The organism is Cognatundibacterium luofuense, assembly GCF_018139685.1.
GTDB lineage: Bacteria > Pseudomonadota > Gammaproteobacteria > Burkholderiales > Burkholderiaceae_D > Undibacterium > Undibacterium luofuense.
Genome location: NZ_JAGSPN010000017.1, coordinates 21,087 through 39,247, shown reverse-complemented (window position 1 = coordinate 39,247; position 18,161 = coordinate 21,087). Strand labels below are relative to the sequence as shown.

The window sequence follows — 18,161 nt, the reverse complement described above, 5'->3', positions numbered from 1 at the left end:
AGCGGGCTTTTTTGTTGGTGAATTTTATTGTTGGAACAGGAGTAATTCATGCTGAATATTGCTGTGATCGGTAGCGGGCTTGCAGGTTTGACGGCTGCGCGACATTTGCAACATGCAGGACATCACGTCACCGTCTATGAAAAAGCGATGGGAGTCAGTGGCCGTATGAGTACTCGCCAGACTGAGCTGGGCGGGTTCGATCATGGTGCCCAGTATTTTACTGCCCGGACAGACAGATTCAGGAAGGAAGTGTCTGACTGGATAAAGCACGGATGGGTTACAGAATGGGATGCGCGTGTCGTTGCCCTGGAGCACGGGCAGGTGACTGCTGAGAAAAAGAAAACGGCCCGTTTTGTTGCTGTGCCTGGTATGAATTCGCTTGGTAAACAATTGCAGCACGGACTCGACGTTCGCACTGAACACACGATTACCGCATGCGAGCGGTTGGATGGCCAGTGGTTACTGCGTTTTCGTTGTCCGACCGTGGAGATAGAAGCAACAGCAGGGCCTTTCGATCGTGTGATTCTCGCTGTACCGGCAGAACAAGCAGCGCCCTTATTGTCTGTAGTCCCGGAACTGGCAGCGCAGGCGAGTGGCGTACACATGTCACCTTGCTGGACTATGATGCTGGGATTTTCTTTTGAGCTGAATTTGCCGTATGACGCTGCTTTTGTGAATAGTCATCGCCTGAACTGGATCGCAAGAGATAATTCTAAGCCTGGACATCGCCCTGGCGAGCGTTGGGTTGCACAGGCAGGCCCTGCATGGAGCGAGGAGCATTTGCGTGATGAGCCAGAGCGTGTTCTTGAAAAAATGCTGAAGGCGTTTCACGAAGAAACCGGTAGTCATATTCAACCTATGCACGCCGTTGTTCATCGTTGGGCATATGCGCAGGCCGAAAATCCACTGGATGCGGATTACCTGTATTCAGATGAATATGGGATTGGTGTCTGTGGTGACTGGTTCAGAGCTGGACTCGATGGGGGAGGTAAAGTCGAAAATGCCTTCCTCAGTGCATTAAGTCTCAGCAAAAAAGCGGGTAGCTGAGTTCAACTTAAAATAAAAAGGCTGCACAGAGTGCAGCCTTTTCTCGCTTTCGGGCAAAGCGAAAACTCAGACAGGTGCAAATTTGCGCGCTAATTTGCCTGCGTCATACAGCGTCCATGTTTTCCGGACATGTTGCGGTACTTTCCAGCGTGCGACAGTTCCTGCACGGAAGAACGCACTGTCACCGGCCTGAAGGTTGAATTTCTTTCCAAGATACTCCAGTTCAACGCCGCCTTCGAGAATGTAGATCGCTTCGTCGTGTGAATAGTGCCACTCAAAAGAGCTGGCATCGCATTCAAAGATGCCGGAGCTGGTTTTCCCGTCGCTGGATTTAAAAAACTCTGTGGCACGGAAGTTGGGCTTGCCATCAATCACCCAGGCAGGATTGACATCCAGTGGTTTGAGTTGGGGGTGACCCGCAGCACTGCTTGGTGCGGCGATATTGTTACGGTGTTCAAGAATATTAAATATCTGGGTGGCGGCCAGAGTGACGACTGCACCAGCGATACCGGAAAATAAAATGCGTTTCATGGAATGGATAGTCTTTTTTATCTGATTAGTGAGTACGTTCACCCGTTTGCAATTTCCACAGCGCTGCATACATCCCCTGATTTTGCAGCAATGTCTGGTGGGTTCCGGACTCAGTGATTTTACCGTTTTCTAATACACAAATCAGATCCGCGTTGCGAATTGTCGATAATCGATGCGCAATAATAATAGTGGTTCGGTTGCGGCTGATGACATCCAGACTACGCTGAATTGCAGCTTCGGTTTCGTTATCGACAGCACTGGTTGCTTCATCAAGAATCAGAACTGGCGGATTCTTCAGAATCGCACGCGCAAGAGCGAGGCGCTGGCGCTGGCCGCCAGACAATTTCTGTCCGCGCTCACCGATTTTGGTAGCGAATCCAAGCGGTAATTTTTCGATAAACTCAAGCGCTTCTGCCGCGCGTGCTGCATCGTAAATCGCTTCATCACTGGCATTGCTCATGCCGTATGCAATATTTTCTGCAATAGTGCCATCCGTCAGGAAACTGTCCTGTGCCACGTACCCGATGACCCGGCGTAAATCCTGAAGATTGATCTGATCACTTTTCTGACCATCCAGCAAAATATGTCCGGATCGCGGTGTGTAGAAGCGCAATAAAAGTTTTACCAGCGTAGATTTTCCGGAGCCGGTCGAGCCAACAAATGCAACGGTCTTTCCTGCCGGAATCGTCAGACTGATATCTTTCAGGGTGCTTTGATCACCGTAGCTAAAGTTGACGTTTTCAAAGGCAATTTCGCCTTTGACGTCATTCGCAGAAAGAGTATTTCCTGCGTAGCTGATCTGGATTTTTGTATCGATCAGGTTCATCGCACGTTCAATCGCGGACATCGACCGCTGATACATGTCAGCCACTTCCGCAAGGCCAGTCATTGGCCATAACAGACGCTGGGTCAGATAGACAAGTACGGAATATGCGCCGACTGCAAGCTCATCATGAAGCGTCAGCCAGCCACCGTACACCAGTGTGGCGGTGAACCCTGCCAGAATTGCCATCCGGATCACGGGTGTAATTGCTGAGCTGACTGCAATAGCTGCAGCATTTGCTTCTTTGTATGCCTTACTGGCTTGCTCGATGTGCTGCTTTTCGAACTCTTCGGTTGCGAAAGCTTTAATCGTGGCGAGGCCTAGTAAATTATTATTCAGGCGTGCGCTGACATCACCGGCCGCTTCGCGTACTTTTGCATAACGCGGAGCAAGTTTTTTCTGGAACCAGAAAGCACCAAACAAAATTGCAGGGACAGGTAGCAGGGCAATCACAGCAAGTTTAGGTTGCAGAACGAAGAACACGGTTCCAACCATTAACGATGAACAAACCACCTGAATAATCTGGTTTGCGCCGCCGTTCAGAAAGCGCTCCATCTGGTTGATATCTTCGTTCATCACAGACATCAGGTTGCCGGTGCGCTGATTTTCAAAATACGCCATATCCAGCTTTTGCACGTGGTCATATGCATCCAGGCGTAGATCGTGTTGCAAGTTCTGCGCCAGTTTGCGCCAGCGCAGGCAAAGCAAATATTCAAACCAGGATTCGCCCATCCAGATCAGAGCATTCAGTGCGCCCAGCAAAATCAGTTGATGCCAGGTCTGGGTGATGCCGAACTGACCGAGAATTTCACGTGCCAGAAAGCTCTTTTCACCATTGACGACGATATCAACCGCTACGCCGATCAGTACTTCAGGCAATACATCAAAAAATTTATTGAGAATGGAATACAGTGTCGCCAGTTGAAAATCGCGCCGGTAGTTATTGGCGTAGCGCAACAGGCGCTTTAGCGGGTGCAGGGAGGCAGCAGACATAAAGGCATGCAAAAAAGAAAAGGGACTGCAATCATACAGTCCCTTCGTCTTTTTTGTGCAGAAGTTCAGATTACATCAGTCTTCGCGACGCAGGTGCGGGAACAGAATCACGTCACGGATGTTCGGAGAATCTGTAATCAGCATCATCAGGCGGTCGATGCCGATACCGCAACCACCGGTTGGTGGCAGACCATATTCGAGTGCGCGGATATAGTCGGCATCGTAATACATTGCTTCATCGTCACCGGCTTCTTTCGCAGCAACCTGCGCCATAAAGCGGGCAGCCTGATCTTCAGAATCATTCAATTCAGAGAAGCCGTTCGCAATTTCGCGACCTGTCATGAACAGTTCAAAACGTTCAGTGATGCCTGCAACCGTGTCGGATGCACGTGCCAGCGGCGAAACTTCAACCGGATAGTCGATGATGTAAGTCGGATTCCACAGTTGGGACTCTGCGGTTTCTTCAAACAGTGCCAGTTGCAGCGCGCCGAGGCCAGCGGTAGCCAGCGGTTTGACGCCGAATTTCGCCAGTTCTGCTTTCAGGAACGCGACATCGTGCAGCTGTTCATCGGTATAACCCGGCGCGTATTTATTGATTGCACCAACGATGGTCAGACGTTCAAACGGTTTGCTCAGATCCAGCTCTTTGCCCTGATAGGTCAGAACGGCGGTGCCGTGTGCGTCTTCTGCTGCTTTACGAATCACTTGTTCAGTGAAGTCCATCAGCCATTTGTAGTCAACATAGGCTGCATAGAATTCCATCATGGTGAATTCCGGATTGTGGCGTGGAGAAACGCCTTCGTTACGGAAGTTACGGTTAACCTCAAACACGCGCTCAAAGCCGCCAACGACCAGACGCTTCAGATACAGCTCTGGTGCAATACGCAGGAACATTTCCATGTCCAGCGCATTGTGATGGGTGATGAATGGTTTTGCTGCTGCACCACCCGGGATTGCGTGCAGCATTGGTGTTTCAACTTCCATAAAGTCATGGCTGGCCATGAAGTTACGGATCGAAGTCATCGCTGCTGTGCGTGCTTTGAATGTGCGACGGGTTTCTTCACTGGTGATCAGATCAACGTAACGCTGACGGTATTTCATTTCCTGATTCGACAGGCCATGGAACTTGTCCGGCAGAGGGCGCAGAGACTTGGTCAGCAAACGCAGTTCGGTAACTTTAATCGTCAGTTCGTCAGTTTTGGTTTTGAACAGTACACCACGGATGCCCAGAATGTCGCCGAGGTCGTAGTGACGGAAAGCTTCCATCGCTTCTTCGCCGGTTTTATCCTGTGTCACATAAATCTGAATGCGGCCATCTGCTTTGAGACCGGATGCATCCTGCAAAGTCGCAAATGCAGCTTTCTTACCTGCTTCACGCTTGAGCATCATGCGGCCCGCGACAACAACTTCCACATTCAGACTTTCCAGTTCTTCGCGGCTTTGCTCCGCGTACTGTGCCTGCAGGTCAGAAGCCTTGTGCTGAGGACGGAAATCATTTGGAAACGCGATGCCTTTCTTGCGGATCGCGTCCAGCTTGGCACGGCGTTCTGCAATAATGGCATTGTCGTCGGCATGCACTTCGCTGCTGACAGTTGCTTGGTTGATTTCTGACATAAGTTTCTCTCAGTAAGACCGGGCCCTCTGGCCCTTGCTGTTGAATTTCTGACGCAGACACACGCCTGCGTCAGGATCGCATGATGTATGCAGGTGCAGATCAGACACCTTGTTTCAGCGACGCAGCGATGAAATCATCGATTTCGCCGTCGAGTACTGCTTTGGTATTGCCGGTTTCATGGCCGGTACGCAGATCTTTAATGCGTGACTGATCCAGCACGTAGGAACGAATCTGATGACCCCAACCGACGTCGGTTTTGGAATCTTCCAGATTTTGTTTTTCCGCCATCCGTTTGCGCAATTCCAGTTCGAACAATTTTGCTTTCAGCATTTCCCATGCTTCTGCACGGTTGCGATGCTGACTGCGGTCGTTCTGACATTGCACGACGATACCGGTCGGTGCGTGAGTTAAACGCACAGCAGAGTCTGTTTTATTGATGTGCTGACCACCGGCACCGGATGCGCGGTAAGTGTCGGTGCGAACATCCGCCGGATTGATTTCGATCTCAAATGATTCGTCTACTTCAGGGTAGACAAACAAACTGGAGAAGGAAGTGTGACGACCGTTATTCGAGTCAAACGGTGATTTGCGCACCAGACGGTGTACACCGGTTTCGGTACGCAGGAAGCCGTAAGCGTATTCGCCTTCAACTTTCAGCGTTGCGGTTTTAATACCGGCAACGTCGCCGTCCGACTGTTCCAGAATGTCGACTTTGAAGCCTTTGCGTTCGCAATAGCGCAGATACTGACGCAGCAGCATCGATGCCCAGTCCTGTGCCTCTGTACCGCCAGCGCCGGCCTGAATATCGATAAAGCAATTGTTCGGATCCATCGGGTTATTGAACATCCGGCGGAATTCCATGCCTTCGATCAGGCCGCGGATGCGTTCCACATCGGATTCAATGGATGCCAGTGTGTCTTCGTCGTTTTCTTCCTTTGCCATTTCAAACAGATCTGACGCATCGGTCAGACCGTTGTTGGCTTCAGTCAGGGTGTTGACGATGGCTTCCAGCGATTTTTTTTCTTTACCGAGATCCTGCGCCCGTTTCGGGTCGTTCCAGACATTCGGATCTTCTAATTCTGCGTTAACTTGTTCGAGTTTCTCTGACTTGATATCGAAGTCAAAGATACCTCCGTAAATCAGCTTCGCGCGCGGTCAGGTCGGCGAGCAGGTTGGACAGACTATTCAGACGTTCGGCTTCCATAATCCTGTAATTTCCAATGCAATTAAAACCTTGCATTATAACCTGAGCTCGCCGGGGAATTTCTGCACAATGCGGGAATGTACTGAAAAAAGCTTACCAGACAGAGGTGGTTTCGGTTGCTTTGCCACCGCGGTGCGATTCAAACCAGCGGCTGAGGTGATTTTTGAAGCAATCCGGGCAGATATGGTATTGCACCAGACGGGAACTTCCGCCGCTTGGCAGAGATTCCTCTTCCTCCATTGCGATGGTGGTGATGACTTTCTCGTGCTCTTTTTCACTCCAGTTTTCGTCCCAGCGCGATTCGGTGCCGCAAACGTCGCAGGTCAGTTTATCAAAAACTTCTTCCGTGTGTTCAAGGATCAGAACGGTTTTCATGTGCTTCATACTTCCTCCTTCGCAGGGTGATGCAGTTGAAAGGCTTCATCTGAAATCCATTGTATATGCAAGCCTTGTGAAGGGCAGGGGAGGTACGAAAAAAAAGCTGCATTCCATCAGGATATGCAGCTTTTCAATCAGCGACCTTTGCGTGGTGCTGGCGGTTTAAATCCGCCAGCTCCCTGACGAACAGTGCTTCCGGGTTTTGCACCTGCGCGTAAAGGTGCGCCGGGTTTCGCTGTGCCGGATTTACGTGCAACCGACTGAACAGAGTTTTTGCCAAAAGTATTCAGTTTCGGTGCAGCGACGCGGCGGCCATTTTCCTTGCCGATTTCCTGGATGGCGACACGCACTGCAGGCGGACGTGGCGGAATCAGGTGATTCGGGCCGGTGCCGATCAGATCGCGGCGTCCCATATAGACCAGACCATCCCGCACAATTTCCCAGTTTTCCGGCGCATGGTAGCGCAGCAGAGCCTTGTGGAATTTACGGGTTTTGCCAGCACGTGCAGTTTCCACCACTTCAGAATCTTGCGTGACTTTCTTCAGCGGATTTTTACGCGTGTGGTACATCGTGCTTGCCAGTGCCATTGGCGTTGGCATAAAGGTTTGTACCTGATCCAGCTTGAAGTTGTTTTTCTTCAGCCACAGTGCCAGATTGACCATGTCTTCATCGGTACAACCCGGATGGGCCGCGATGAAGTAAGGGATCAGATACTGTTCTTTACCGGCTTCACGCGAATACTTCTCGAACATCGCTTTGAACTTGTCGTAGCTGCCGATGCCCGGTTTCATCATTTTGGACAGCGTGTTTTGCTCGGTATGTTCCGGCGCAATTTTCAGCAAGCCGCCAACGTGGTGTGTCACCAGTTCTTTGACGTATTCCGGCGATTCCACTGCCAGATCGTAACGCAGTCCCGATGAAACCAGAATTTTCTTGATGCCGGGAATAGCGCGGGCTTTACGGTAAATCTGAATCAGCTTGCTGTGGTCCGTGTTCAAATTTGAGCAAATGCCCGGATACACGCAAGACAGCTTACGGCAGGATTCTTCGATTTTCTTGTCTTTACATGCGATACGGTACATGTTGGCCGTCGGGCCGCCGAGATCGGAAATAATGCCGGTAAAGCCTTTAACCTTATCGCGGATTTCTTCGATTTCGCGCAGGATAGAGCGTTCGGAGCGGCTCTGAATAATGCGGCCTTCGTGCTCAGTAATCGAGCAGAAAGTACAGCCGCCAAAACAGCCGCGCATGATATTGATCGAGAAACGGATCATTTCCCATGCCGGAATGCGGGCGTCGCCATAGCTCGGATGCGGTGCGCGGGCATATGTGCGGTCGTACACGCCATCCATTTCATCCATGCCCAATGGCAGTGGAGGCGGATTCAGCCAGACGTCGCGGTTGCCGTGACTCTGCACAAGTGCTTTCGCATTGCCGGGATTGGCTTCCAGATGGAAAACACGTGAAGCATGGGCGTACATTACAGGATCGGCCGAGACTTCATCAAACGATGGCATGCGGATCACGGTTTTGTGCAAACGGTTTTTAATCATTTGCTGACGTTCTTCGCGGCTCATGATACGCATGGCCTGCGCCTGTACGACATCAGGTTTGGTTTCTGCTGCCGTGTTTTCACTCGCGCCATCTTTGCCCGTGCTGCACTTTGCGTCATTTTCCGGCACCATCGCATACGGATTGGTTGGCGGATCAATGCGGCCCGGTTTGTCGATGCGAACTGAGTCAATTTCAGTCCATTCTTCATCCGGCAACCAGCCCTTCGGCACCATAAATGCCGTACCGCGAATATCGCGGATCGATTTAATCGGCTCGCCTGCAGCGATACGGTGCGTCATTTCAATCAGCGCACGTTCAGCATTGCCGAACAATAAAATGTCGGCTTTAGAATCTTGTAGTACGGAGCGGCGGACTTTGTCAGACCAGTAATCGTAATGCGCAATACGGCGCAGACTGGCTTCAATACTGCCGACCACAATATTGGTATCAGGAAAGGCTTCACGCGCACGTTGCGCATACACCGTAACTGCGCGGTCCGGACGCTTGCCGCGTTCGCCGTTCGGCGTGTAGGCATCTTCGGAACGGATTTTGCGGTCTGCAGTGTACTTGTTGACCATGGAATCCATATTGCCGGCGGTGATGCCGAAATACAGATTGGGTTTGCCAAGCGCACGGAATGCATCCGCATTTTGCCAGTCCGGCTGGCTGATGATGCCGACGCGGAAGCCGTGGTGTTCCAGCAGGCGGCCAATCAGAGCCATGCCGAAACTAGGGTGATCGATATACGCGTCACCGGTGATCAGGATGACGTCACAGCTATCCCAGCCGAGCGCATCCATTTCTGCGCGCGACATTGGCAGAAAAGGGGCGGCATAGTCACCGCCTACTTCGTAGCGGTGCTTAGGATAAGAAAAGAGATTTTTTGGTTGAGCATTCATAGGCGCGATTGTACCGGAAAGTACAAAAGCTTGCGTTTGCTCAATGTGAAATTTTGCTGAAGAATCAAAAACTTGCGTACATCTGAAGAACTTGCTTAAGCATTAAGCAAGTTCAGGCAGGCTGACGCAGTAACTGATCAGCTTCCTGATTGCGATGACGCGGAACCCAGCGTAACTGCCAGTGAGGAAAACGGCTCAGAATTGCCTGAGCTTCTTCCCGATACGCCGCAAGCACAGCAGCCGGCCGGCTGGCCGTACCAAGCACATCCTGAATCACTACCTGGCTGTCACCCTGAATGCGGACACTTTGTCCTGCCTGATAATGCCGTTCCATTTCGCGCAGCAAGGCGATTAATGCCTGATACTCCGCATCGCTGCTGTCGCCTTCGCCAGCATTTCTGGCCCACTGGAAAGATTCTCCCGTCGGCAGATGGCGCAACACACCCGCGATCCGGCAGCGCCCGGGATTGGGGGAGCATGAACCGTCGAAAGCGGCATGCCAGTCGGCGTCGGGTAGGGCAGATTTGTTTTTCATCGGTGCTTCAGCAGTGCGAGTGTGATATGAGGCCGCTGTGCTATCCTTTTGCGCGTTTTTCAGTCATTTGCCAACCGGATATTTCACAGCATGTCTACCATTATCCCATTCATTGCCGCCCCCGGATATCGTTTCACTACGCAATGGGTGGAGGTGCTGCAGCAGGTCTTGCCGGAGTGCACCGTGGTGCCGGTGGAATTTCTGAGTACGGAACAACGTGCGCTGGTGCAGGTCGCAGTCGTTGCTAATCCGGACCCGCAAACCCTGCGGCTGTTGCCGAATCTGAAATGGGTGCACAGCGTGTGGGCCGGTGTGGAACGCTTGCTCAGTCATTTGCAGGACTGGCAATTACCAGTGGTGCGGTTGAAAGATCCGGAACTGGCGCGCACCATGGCGGAAGCGGTACTCGCGTGGTCCATGTATTTGCATCGCGATATGCCGGCCTACCGGCAATTACAAACGGAACGTCGCTGGCAGCCACTGGACTATATTCCTGCCCGCGCCCGCAGAATAGGTGTACTTGGTGCGGGTGCACTTGGCGGCGCGGCCATGAAATTGCTGCAACAAACCGGATTTCAGGTTGCCGGATGGAGCCGCAGCGGCAATGGCCCTGAAGGCATTTCCTGTTTTTCCGGCGAGCAGGGTTTACAGGAACTGGTGACGCAAACGGATATTCTGGTGCTTCTATTGCCGTTGACGCCGCAGACACGCGGACTGGTGAATGCAGCGCTGCTGAAAAAATTACCTGCCGGTGCGGCGCTGATCAATTTTGCCCGCGGTGATATTGTGAATGATGCTGATTTACGCACGGTGATTGACAGCGGACATTTGCGTCATGCAGTACTGGATGTCTTTTCGCAGGAACCTTTACCACCGCAAAGCTGGCACTGGTCCCATCCCTCAGTAACAGTGCTGCCGCATATCTCTGCACCCACCAGCCGTGACACTGCCGCGCAGATTGTCGCAGAAAATCTGCGGCGCTGGCTGGCGTCGGGCGTGATGCCGGAAACCGTCGATCTGCAACAAGGCTATTGAATTTGCCTGAAAAACATTGCAATAAACTGTGTAATTCATGTAAATTCGCAAACTTTGCTGCGTATTCGCTGCTGATGTTCCGGCAGCCTCGCAGTCTGTTTTGTTGCTGCAGTTTTCTTCAGCGCCATCCTCGTTCCGATTAGAAGTATGAGTTATTTGTCCCCTGAGTTTGCGCTGGTATTTCTGGGTTTTCTGATCCTTTACTGGGGGCTGGTACGATGGCCCCGCGCACAAAAGCTGAGCCTCCTGACGGCCAGTTACGCCATTTATGCGTCCATAGACTGGCGCTTCGCCGCGATTCTGGCGGTTTTTTCTTCGACACTGACCGGCTTGATGGCCCTGAGCACATGGCGACCCGCATGGCGGCGCGGCATTTGCGGCACCGGTGTGATACTTGCCGTGGCGAACCTGGCAGTCTTTAAATACTACGATTTTTTCCGCGAAGGCATACAGCAAATGGCTGCCGGTGCAGGGCTGCACTGGGCTTTCCCTGCGCTGGATATTTTGTTGCCGGTTGGGATTTCGTTTTACACCTTTCAGGCGATCGCTTATCTGGTATCCGTGGCCAAAGGGCAGTGCGAACCGGCACGCGCAGAAGAAAGTGCTTTGTATCTGGCATTCTTTCCGACCTTATTCGCCGGGCCGATTTGCCGTGCCGATAATTTGCTGACCCAGATTCGCGATACGGCGCAGAAAACCATCCTCGCACCGGATCTGGCTGTGTATCTGCTGTTATCTGCGCTGGTGAAGAAAGTCTGGATTGCGACCTGGGTTGCAGAAAACTGGGTCAATCCTTTATTCGCGAATCCGGACAGCTATCAGGGCATAGAATTGCTGGTCGGCATGTATGCGTTTGCGATTCAGATTTTTCTGGATTTCAGCGGTTATTCCGATCTGGTAATCGCGCTGGCGCTGTTACTCGGTTACCAGTTACCACAAAACTTTGACCAGCCGTATCTGGCACGCAATCTGCGTGATTTCTGGCGGCGCTGGCATATTTCCCTGTCCAGCTGGATCCGTGACTTCGTTTATATCCCGCTCGGCGGTAACCGTCACGGCTGGTTGCGTTCGCAATGCAATATTTTTGCTGCGATGCTGATCAGTGGGTTGTGGCACGGTGCCAGCCTGAAATACCTGATCTGGGGCGGCATGCATGGTCTCGGAATGGTGGCTCAAAATACGCTGGAAAAAATCACGCGCCGTACGCCTTCCGGCTGGATCAGCGCTGTGCTGAGTTTCCATGCAGTGTGTCTGGCATGGGTGTATTTCCGTGCTGACAGTTTTCAGGATGCGAATCACTATCTGGCCGGACTGGTGCGTATTGATGGCCCCGTCACGCTGAATGTACTGGCTGCACTGGTAGCGCTGGGCGTGTTTTTTGTGATTTCGGTGTATGCACGCCGCACGCAGGAGCTGGTGGTACGCGGACTGGCGGCAACGCCTTTACTGATCAAGCCTTTGTTGCTGGCGGCTGTGGTGCTGGTGCTGCATTTGCTCGGACCTTCCGGCGTACCGGCATTTTTGTATTACTCTTACTGATTTTGCGCTGAACTTAACAACAAGATTGTCTGTGCTGGTGAACAACATGTATTTTGGCGAACGCTCTGAAGAAGAAACATCCTATAGCGGATTACCCGGGACGCTGGCCGTACTGGCGGCAACGGTGGGGCTGGTGTTCTGGTGTCGTGCCGATGCGTTTCACGATTACTGGCAGCAAACCCGCCATCAGGATTCCGGCCTGAGTGCACTGAACGCGCAAAGCTGGTGGGCCAGCGGTGCGAAGCTCAGTCATACGCTGGAAGTCATGCTGACCGTACCTGCAGAATGGCAGGCTGAAACCCGCGACCGCATGGTCACTGCAGTGAATGTGCTGATGCTGGGTAAAGAAGAAGTGCTTGCCGGAGAAAAAACAGCGCTGGAACCGGTGGCTGTGGTAACGTCTTCTCAGCTCAAACTGCATTCTGATGCGATTCACGCCCCTAAACCGGCACGCACGAACAAGGCAGCGGCGGGTGATAAAGGGCAAAAAGTCAGTGCGCCTGAAGTCGTCGCTGCGTCCGGCGTAGTGAGCACTCCGGCGGCAGACAGCAGTGCCAGCCAGCCTGCATCCTCAGAAAGCAACGAAGTCCGTCATTTTGTGAAGCTGGGGCCGGATGGCAGACTGGTCCTGAACGAAAACGACCGCGTGCTGCTGGTCGGTGATTCCATGATGCAGGGCGTTGCGCCGCATCTGGCCAAAGCCCTGCAAAAAGCCCATGTCAAAGCGATTGATGCCAGCAAACAAAGTACCGGCTTAACCTATCCGACTTACTTTGACTGGCCGGAAAAAATCCGCGAACTGATTCCGAAAGAAAAAATCAGTGTGCTGGTCGTCATGATGGGTGCAAACGATACCTGGGACATGGTGCTGGCAGGGAAATACGAACGCTTCGGTTCCGAGCGCTGGCGCAGCATTTATGCGCAGCGTGTCGCCAGTATTCTGCAGTTTGCCCATTCGCAGCATGTACGCGTGATCTGGCTCGGTGCGCCGAATATGGGTAAAGAAAAAGTGAACAATGGCGTCCGCTTGCTGAATCAGTTGTATGCATCAGCGATGACGGACGGTATTTCCCGCTTTGTATCCACCCGCGAAGCTTTAAGCGATAATGCCGATGTTTACCAGCGGTACATCACCAAAGAAGATGGCACCAGTGTGGTGGTGCGCAGTGAAGACGGTGTTCATTTCACCCGCGACGGTCACAAAATTCTGACTCAATTAGTGCTGAAGCAGCTGGTGTTGCCGACGCCGCAACCCCAGTCCTGATATGCGTAGTATGTTGAAACAAACCCTGCCGCTGCTGTTCTGCGGCAGTGTATTCGCGGCCAGCCCCGCGCTGGCGGCGAATGTCGTCGATTACGGCGATCCGAATGCGCCGCGTTTATGGCGGCAACTGGCGGCGCTGGAACGGCATGAAAGCAGGGAAGTGGTGCGCATACTGCAGCTTGGCGATTCACATACTGCCGGTGATTATTTCACCCAGGCTTACCGCAGCCGCCTGCAACAACGCTTTGGCAACAGCGGCCCCGGCTGGATTACCCCCGGTTACGTCAAAAACCAGCGTTCCGCCCAGTTTCTGATGAAAATGAGTGGCGACTGGAATATGCGTATCAGCCGCGCCAATCCGGAAAACCTGCCGGTTGGCGGCATCGGTAACTTACCGGCGCCCGGCGCACAAGCCGAACTGGTCCCGAAATTCCCGCTGAACGGCATGTACAAAGTGTCGGTCTGGTCGCGCAAAGTCAATGATCTGCCGGTATCGCCGTGGAAACTGACGCTGCCAAACGGCGAGGTCCGCGAGCTGTCACCGCCGATCAGTTCCGACTGGCAAATGTCTTACGTGCTTGGCAACGGCAATGAACTGAACAGCTTTTTTCTGAAAGCGCAGGACAACCCCGCAGAACTGGGCGGCATTGCGATTGATGCACTGAATCCCGGAGTCACGGTCGATGCGCTCGGCATCGTCGGCGCGATGCAGCGCGTGACCTTGCGCTGGCAGCAGGAAGCCGTCAGCGATCAGTTGCGCTGGCGTCAGCCTGATTTAATCGTGCTGGCCTACGGTACCAACGAAGCCTTCGATCCTAAGCCGGACTGGGATGCCTATTATCAGGATCTCAAAAATTCGATTCGTCTGCTGCGCCAGAAAGCGCCATCTGCCGCTATTCTGCTGATCGGTGCGCCGGACTCCGCACGCCGTACCGGCCCCGGTGATTACGTCGGCTGCCGCTTCCGTCAGCCCAGCGGCCTGAACCATGTCAAAACAATACAGCGGCAAGTGGCGGTCGAAGAAAAAATCCTGTTCTGGGACTGGATGGCTGCGATGGGTGGTACTTGTGCAATTCAGCGCTATGCCAGCGCCACGCCACCGCTGGCGGGACAAGACCTGATCCATTTCACGCAGGATGGCTACGAAATGAATGGCGAAGCTTTTTACGAAGCGCTGATTCAGGCCTACCAGCGCGGACGTCAGGGCAAGGGATAAATTTTTCCGGCCAGCCCTGTGTCGCCGCCAGAATTTGCCGTAAACGCCAGTATCAGTCCCTGTTTGCAGCATCGCAGACCGGGCGCAGACCAGGAGCAAACATGGCTATTTCCGGAGTTGGCAGCGATTCCCTGAGTTCCTTACTCGGTAACCTCGCACCCACCGTCAAATCGGCGCAGACCGGCAGCAGCGCTGCAGGTACATCCGCATCGTCCGCCAGCACACCTGCCAGCAGCACCAATGGCTTGCAGGACAAATCCGTGATGGCAGCCGCCCTGATGCAATCCCTGCAGCAGTTCAGCGCGGGCAGCAGTATCAGCAGTCTGTTTTCCGATTCTGACGACAGCCAGAGCAGCGGTAACCAGTTCTTAAGCCAGTTATACGCCGCCATGCCGGAAGTGCAGGGCATGCCGTCCGGCAAAACCAGCGGCGCAAACGTCTATGCCAAGCCCGCCCAACTGAATACCAGCAGCCCTACCTATCCGCTGCAGCAAGGCATACAAAAGCTGATTTCACAGCTTGAGCAAGACAGCGGCGATCAGGCCAACCCTTTGCTGAGCAACCTGCAATCTTCGTTTAACACCCTGATCAAAGCCAGCGGCGGCAACCCGCAGCAAGGCGATCTGCAATCCTTCCTGAAACTGGTCGCCACACAAGTGCAGGGCAGCTTATCCGTCGGCAGCCTGTTCTCCGCCAGCGCCTGAATACGGATTCCCGCTTTCTGAATTAAACAAAACAAAGCCGGTGCCGTGGAAGCGCACCGGCTTTGTTTTTTGCAGGCAGCGGATAGAGCTCAGGCAAGTTTCAGCCACACCCCCAAAAAGCCGCTGAAACGCCATTTTGAAGCCCAAATGCGGACTTCAGCACAGCCATCCGGCGGTCGTCGGCAGAAAGTCTGCCCCTCCGTAAATAGCAAATGCGGAAACTGGCATAAGTGATGTCGTCAGATGTCGCGTTACCAGAACGGCGCGAAGCGCAGGCTTACGTAATAAATCCACTCAAACAAAGCCTTATCCCGGATATGTGAATGACAATATACTGTCAGCAAACAATGCATCTGAGGCCGCAGGATTGTTAACGAACTTTCGGTACGAGCGAATTACTGGTGCGAAGCCTTGCGTTATGAAATGAGCGGAAATATGAAAATTTATAAACTATCAGCGAGTGATGACTATTTTATGTTGTATCAAAAAACGAAAGATCCTGACCCTTCTTCTCCGATACTTTGGTTTAACGATAGGGTACCTCTTTCAGAAAACTGGAATCCAGTTGCAGTGGAAATCGATTGGCAACATCACTTCAATAAAAGAAGGAAAAAGAAGTTAAATCCGGCTGATTTTCCCAGTCACATGCTTGGTTCTCTCATCATGTCAAAACATGCCGCAGAAAGTCTTCGCGACTATCTTTCCGGATACGGTGAACTTTTGCCGTTGATCTGCGATGAGGCAGAGTTCTGGGTGCTGAATGTCCTGAAAGAAGTGGATGCGCTGGATTACGAAAGATCACGCCCGGTTTTTGAAGGACGTGAGATGACGCCGCCATTCAAATCATTTGGAAGACAAAAAGGAATCATGTCGCCCTTGGCATTTCACACAGAGCGATTGGAGCATGTCGATATTTTCTGCCTGCCGGGTCGACGCGGTTGGTACTTTACTGAAAATTTTGTCAAAAAAGTGGAGTCACTTGGTTTGACTGGATTAACGGTGAGGTGTGAATTTGATAGCGAAGCACATCGATACGGCTTTGACGACTTAGGCCGTCCGCTCACCGCACCACGCAATCAACAAGAAAGTCCGCTTTGAGCCGCTCTCCGGCGTACATTTTTTCAGCCGAGCATTTTCCGGTTCAAGCGCTTGCAGACGAGCTATTATCTTGCGGTCGCTGAATGTGATGTTTTCATCAGGGATCTTCTGCGTTGATCGCAGGAGACAGTTCTGCTTTTTGGGATTGTTAATTTTCGGGATGATTACCCCGCTCGTCGGGGAAATAAGTCTTTAGGAAGCACGCAGCATCCACCACGGCCTTATCCACATTCATTTTCTCCACCAGGGTTAAGAACCAAGCAAGCAACTCAGAGATATCCTCGGACGGTGACTCGGCATAGAGGAAACATATCGCTGCTCGTATCGCACAAGTTTCTGATTCGGAAAAATCTGCACTTGCGGACTTGCTATCCAGAAATTCCCAGCATTGAATACGAGCGTGTTCGAGCTGCGCCGTCGAAGCCTCAGAACGCTGAAAGCGCTTAGCGAGCTCTAAGGACTCTCTTGCGACCACCGGCAAGCAAAACAGATCAAGATAAGCAGTCATAAAACCGCAAACATAGCGGAACGTTTCAGCAGGTCCGAGCCTTTTCTGCATTGCATCCACGAAATTACCAACAATGTCCAACAATGTCTCACTCCAAAATAGTCGGGCAGTCCGCAGGGCACATTGTTTGCGCCGCACGTTGTTTTGTTTCTTTAAAGCCCTTTGTTTATGCCAGGTGCTTTGATATCCCTAAAACAAAAAGACTCCGCGAAGGAGTCTGATGTTGTAAGCCCCGTCGCCGGGGCGTGCCTGCTTTCGACAGAAATTACTCTTTCTTCATCGCGAGCCAGCCGTCGCTACCTTTGACGAAGCGCACCGGAATCGCCATGCCCGAAACCTCCATATCGCAGTTGTACGCTTTGTCCCCGTCATTTTTGCAAGAGATTTTACGGATGCTGGCCAGATCCTTGTCAGAAAATGCAATCTTCATTGGCGACTTCTGAATCGCTTCCTTCATATTGCTTTCCGATGGCTCGCTGCCGCAACCGGCAAGCAGAAAAAGACAAGACGCGGAAGCCAGTGCGATTAATTTGTTTTTCACTATGTGAATGCTCCTGTTGTTGAGGTGCTGATAAAGTTAAATAACTGTGATTGTTAATGAAGAACGGCTTTATTCGGCTGGCACGAGTTCAGTTTTCCGAAGAATTAAAATCTTCCGCGTCATTTTTGTCGAAAAATGAACCACATTTTTTACAAAGAAAATAATTTAAATATTTGTAGTTTGCTGCCTCAAGCCATTTTGGATATTCTTTGTTGTAATTATTTCTTACCGCAACCCATTTCTTCAATTTTTGCAATAAGTAAATTGCAATCAGAAAAAATGGTAATTCTCCGAGCATTAAAGCAAAGAATGGAAAATCTTCCGTAATACATCTTCCGGTGTAATCGCATTTTTGTTTAGGGTGTAAAAACTCCATCAACATGGAGATAGATCCCCAGGTTACCGCAGCCAATATGCCAGTCCAGATGAGGCCATGAAGATTATTAGAATTTTCCGGACATCCTTTATAAATGAAGTTTTCGACTTCTCTTGCCAGCCCTGTTTTTGATGTGGTCTCAACACTTCCACTCAGAAATCCACCTGTGCCGCCATTGGCATCAGCTCCGGCAACATATCCAGACCAGTTTCCGCTATGGTGCGTTGTTCCTGCATCCAGAATTAAGTGCAGTGCCTGAACATTCGCGCTATCGCATTGCGGGCAGTGAATCCCCATTTTC

Annotated in this window: 17 protein-coding genes; 7 read left to right on the top strand and 10 right to left on the bottom strand. The window is 51.9% G+C overall.

Annotated features, from left to right (window positions below):
• Positions 1 to 48 precede the first annotated feature (48 nt).
• Positions 49 to 1,047 carry an NAD(P)/FAD-dependent oxidoreductase gene (locus KDM89_RS17860; RefSeq protein ID WP_212689290.1) on the top strand — a complete coding sequence of 333 codons (999 nt, stop codon included), beginning with the start codon at positions 49 to 51 and terminating at the stop codon, positions 1,045 to 1,047.
• A 66-nt stretch (positions 1,048 to 1,113) separates the two neighbouring features.
• Here the strand turns inward: KDM89_RS17860 and KDM89_RS17855 are convergent, their stop codons facing one another.
• The 7 genes from KDM89_RS17855 to KDM89_RS17825 form a co-directional block, all read right to left on the bottom strand.
• Positions 1,114 to 1,578: a cupin domain-containing protein gene (locus KDM89_RS17855; RefSeq protein WP_212689289.1), complete on the bottom strand. Its 465-nt coding sequence runs from the start codon at positions 1,576 to 1,578 to the stop codon at positions 1,114 to 1,116.
• Between the two features lie 25 nt (positions 1,579 to 1,603).
• Entirely contained in the window at positions 1,604 to 3,394 is a 1,791-nt protein-coding gene (locus KDM89_RS17850) for an ABC transporter ATP-binding protein (RefSeq protein ID WP_212689288.1), read from the bottom strand.
• A 75-nt stretch (positions 3,395 to 3,469) separates the two neighbouring features.
• Complete coding sequence (gene lysS / locus KDM89_RS17845) at positions 3,470 to 5,008, bottom strand: lysine--tRNA ligase (protein WP_212689287.1); 1,539 nt, start codon at positions 5,006 to 5,008, stop codon at positions 3,470 to 3,472.
• A gap of 100 nt (positions 5,009 to 5,108) precedes the next feature.
• A protein-coding gene (gene prfB, locus KDM89_RS17840) for a peptide chain release factor 2 (RefSeq protein WP_212689286.1) occupies positions 5,109 to 6,213 on the bottom strand; the annotation gives its coding sequence in 2 pieces (ribosomal slippage) (positions 5,109 to 6,131 and positions 6,133 to 6,213; 1,104 coding nt in all).
• A gap of 93 nt (positions 6,214 to 6,306) precedes the next feature.
• Positions 6,307 to 6,597: a hypothetical protein gene (locus tag KDM89_RS17835; RefSeq protein ID WP_212689285.1), complete on the bottom strand. Its 291-nt coding sequence runs from the start codon at positions 6,595 to 6,597 to the stop codon at positions 6,307 to 6,309.
• Between the two features lie 128 nt (positions 6,598 to 6,725).
• Complete coding sequence (locus KDM89_RS17830; protein ID WP_230427958.1) at positions 6,726 to 8,960, bottom strand: YgiQ family radical SAM protein; 2,235 nt, start codon at positions 8,958 to 8,960, stop codon at positions 6,726 to 6,728.
• A 196-nt stretch (positions 8,961 to 9,156) separates the two neighbouring features.
• A complete protein-coding gene (locus KDM89_RS17825; protein ID WP_212689283.1) occupies positions 9,157 to 9,579 on the bottom strand; it encodes a ribonuclease HI family protein in 423 nt (140 codons plus the stop codon).
• 90 nt (positions 9,580 to 9,669) lie between these two features.
• Between KDM89_RS17825 and KDM89_RS17820 the strand changes: the two genes are divergently transcribed.
• The 6 genes from KDM89_RS17820 (at position 9,670) to KDM89_RS17795 (ending at position 16,435) form a co-directional block, all read left to right on the top strand.
• Entirely contained in the window at positions 9,670 to 10,614 is a 945-nt protein-coding gene (locus tag KDM89_RS17820) for a 2-hydroxyacid dehydrogenase (protein ID WP_212689282.1), read from the top strand.
• 147 nt (positions 10,615 to 10,761) lie between these two features.
• Positions 10,762 to 12,153: an MBOAT family O-acyltransferase gene (locus KDM89_RS17815; RefSeq protein ID WP_212689281.1), complete on the top strand. Its 1,392-nt coding sequence runs from the start codon at positions 10,762 to 10,764 to the stop codon at positions 12,151 to 12,153.
• A gap of 31 nt (positions 12,154 to 12,184) precedes the next feature.
• Positions 12,185 to 13,417 (top strand): SGNH/GDSL hydrolase family protein, encoded by a 1,233-nt coding sequence (locus tag KDM89_RS17810; protein WP_212689280.1) that lies wholly within the window; start codon positions 12,185 to 12,187, stop codon positions 13,415 to 13,417.
• A gap of 10 nt (positions 13,418 to 13,427) precedes the next feature.
• The gene (locus tag KDM89_RS17805) at positions 13,428 to 14,633 is read left to right on the top strand and encodes an SGNH/GDSL hydrolase family protein (protein WP_212689279.1); all 1,206 of its coding nucleotides are present in this window, start codon (positions 13,428 to 13,430) and stop codon (positions 14,631 to 14,633) included.
• A gap of 101 nt (positions 14,634 to 14,734) precedes the next feature.
• Positions 14,735 to 15,337 (top strand): hypothetical protein, encoded by a 603-nt coding sequence (locus KDM89_RS17800; RefSeq protein WP_212689278.1) that lies wholly within the window; start codon positions 14,735 to 14,737, stop codon positions 15,335 to 15,337.
• 435 nt (positions 15,338 to 15,772) lie between these two features.
• Positions 15,773 to 16,435, top strand: coding sequence for an imm11 family protein (locus tag KDM89_RS17795; RefSeq protein ID WP_212689277.1), 663 nt, complete (start codon positions 15,773 to 15,775; stop codon positions 16,433 to 16,435).
• 148 nt (positions 16,436 to 16,583) lie between these two features.
• On the opposite strand, the gene KDM89_RS17790 is transcribed toward KDM89_RS17795, so the two are convergent.
• From KDM89_RS17790 to KDM89_RS17780, 3 genes are all read right to left on the bottom strand, one after another.
• A complete protein-coding gene (locus tag KDM89_RS17790; RefSeq protein WP_212689276.1) occupies positions 16,584 to 17,027 on the bottom strand; it encodes a hypothetical protein in 444 nt (147 codons plus the stop codon).
• A 181-nt stretch (positions 17,028 to 17,208) separates the two neighbouring features.
• Positions 17,209 to 17,484, bottom strand: a complete 276-nt coding sequence (locus KDM89_RS17785) for a hypothetical protein (protein WP_212689275.1) — start codon at positions 17,482 to 17,484, stop codon at positions 17,209 to 17,211.
• Positions 17,485 to 17,572: 88 nt separating this feature from the next.
• Positions 17,573 to 18,157: a hypothetical protein gene (locus KDM89_RS17780; protein WP_212689274.1), complete on the bottom strand. Its 585-nt coding sequence runs from the start codon at positions 18,155 to 18,157 to the stop codon at positions 17,573 to 17,575.
• Positions 18,158 to 18,161 lie beyond the last annotated feature (4 nt).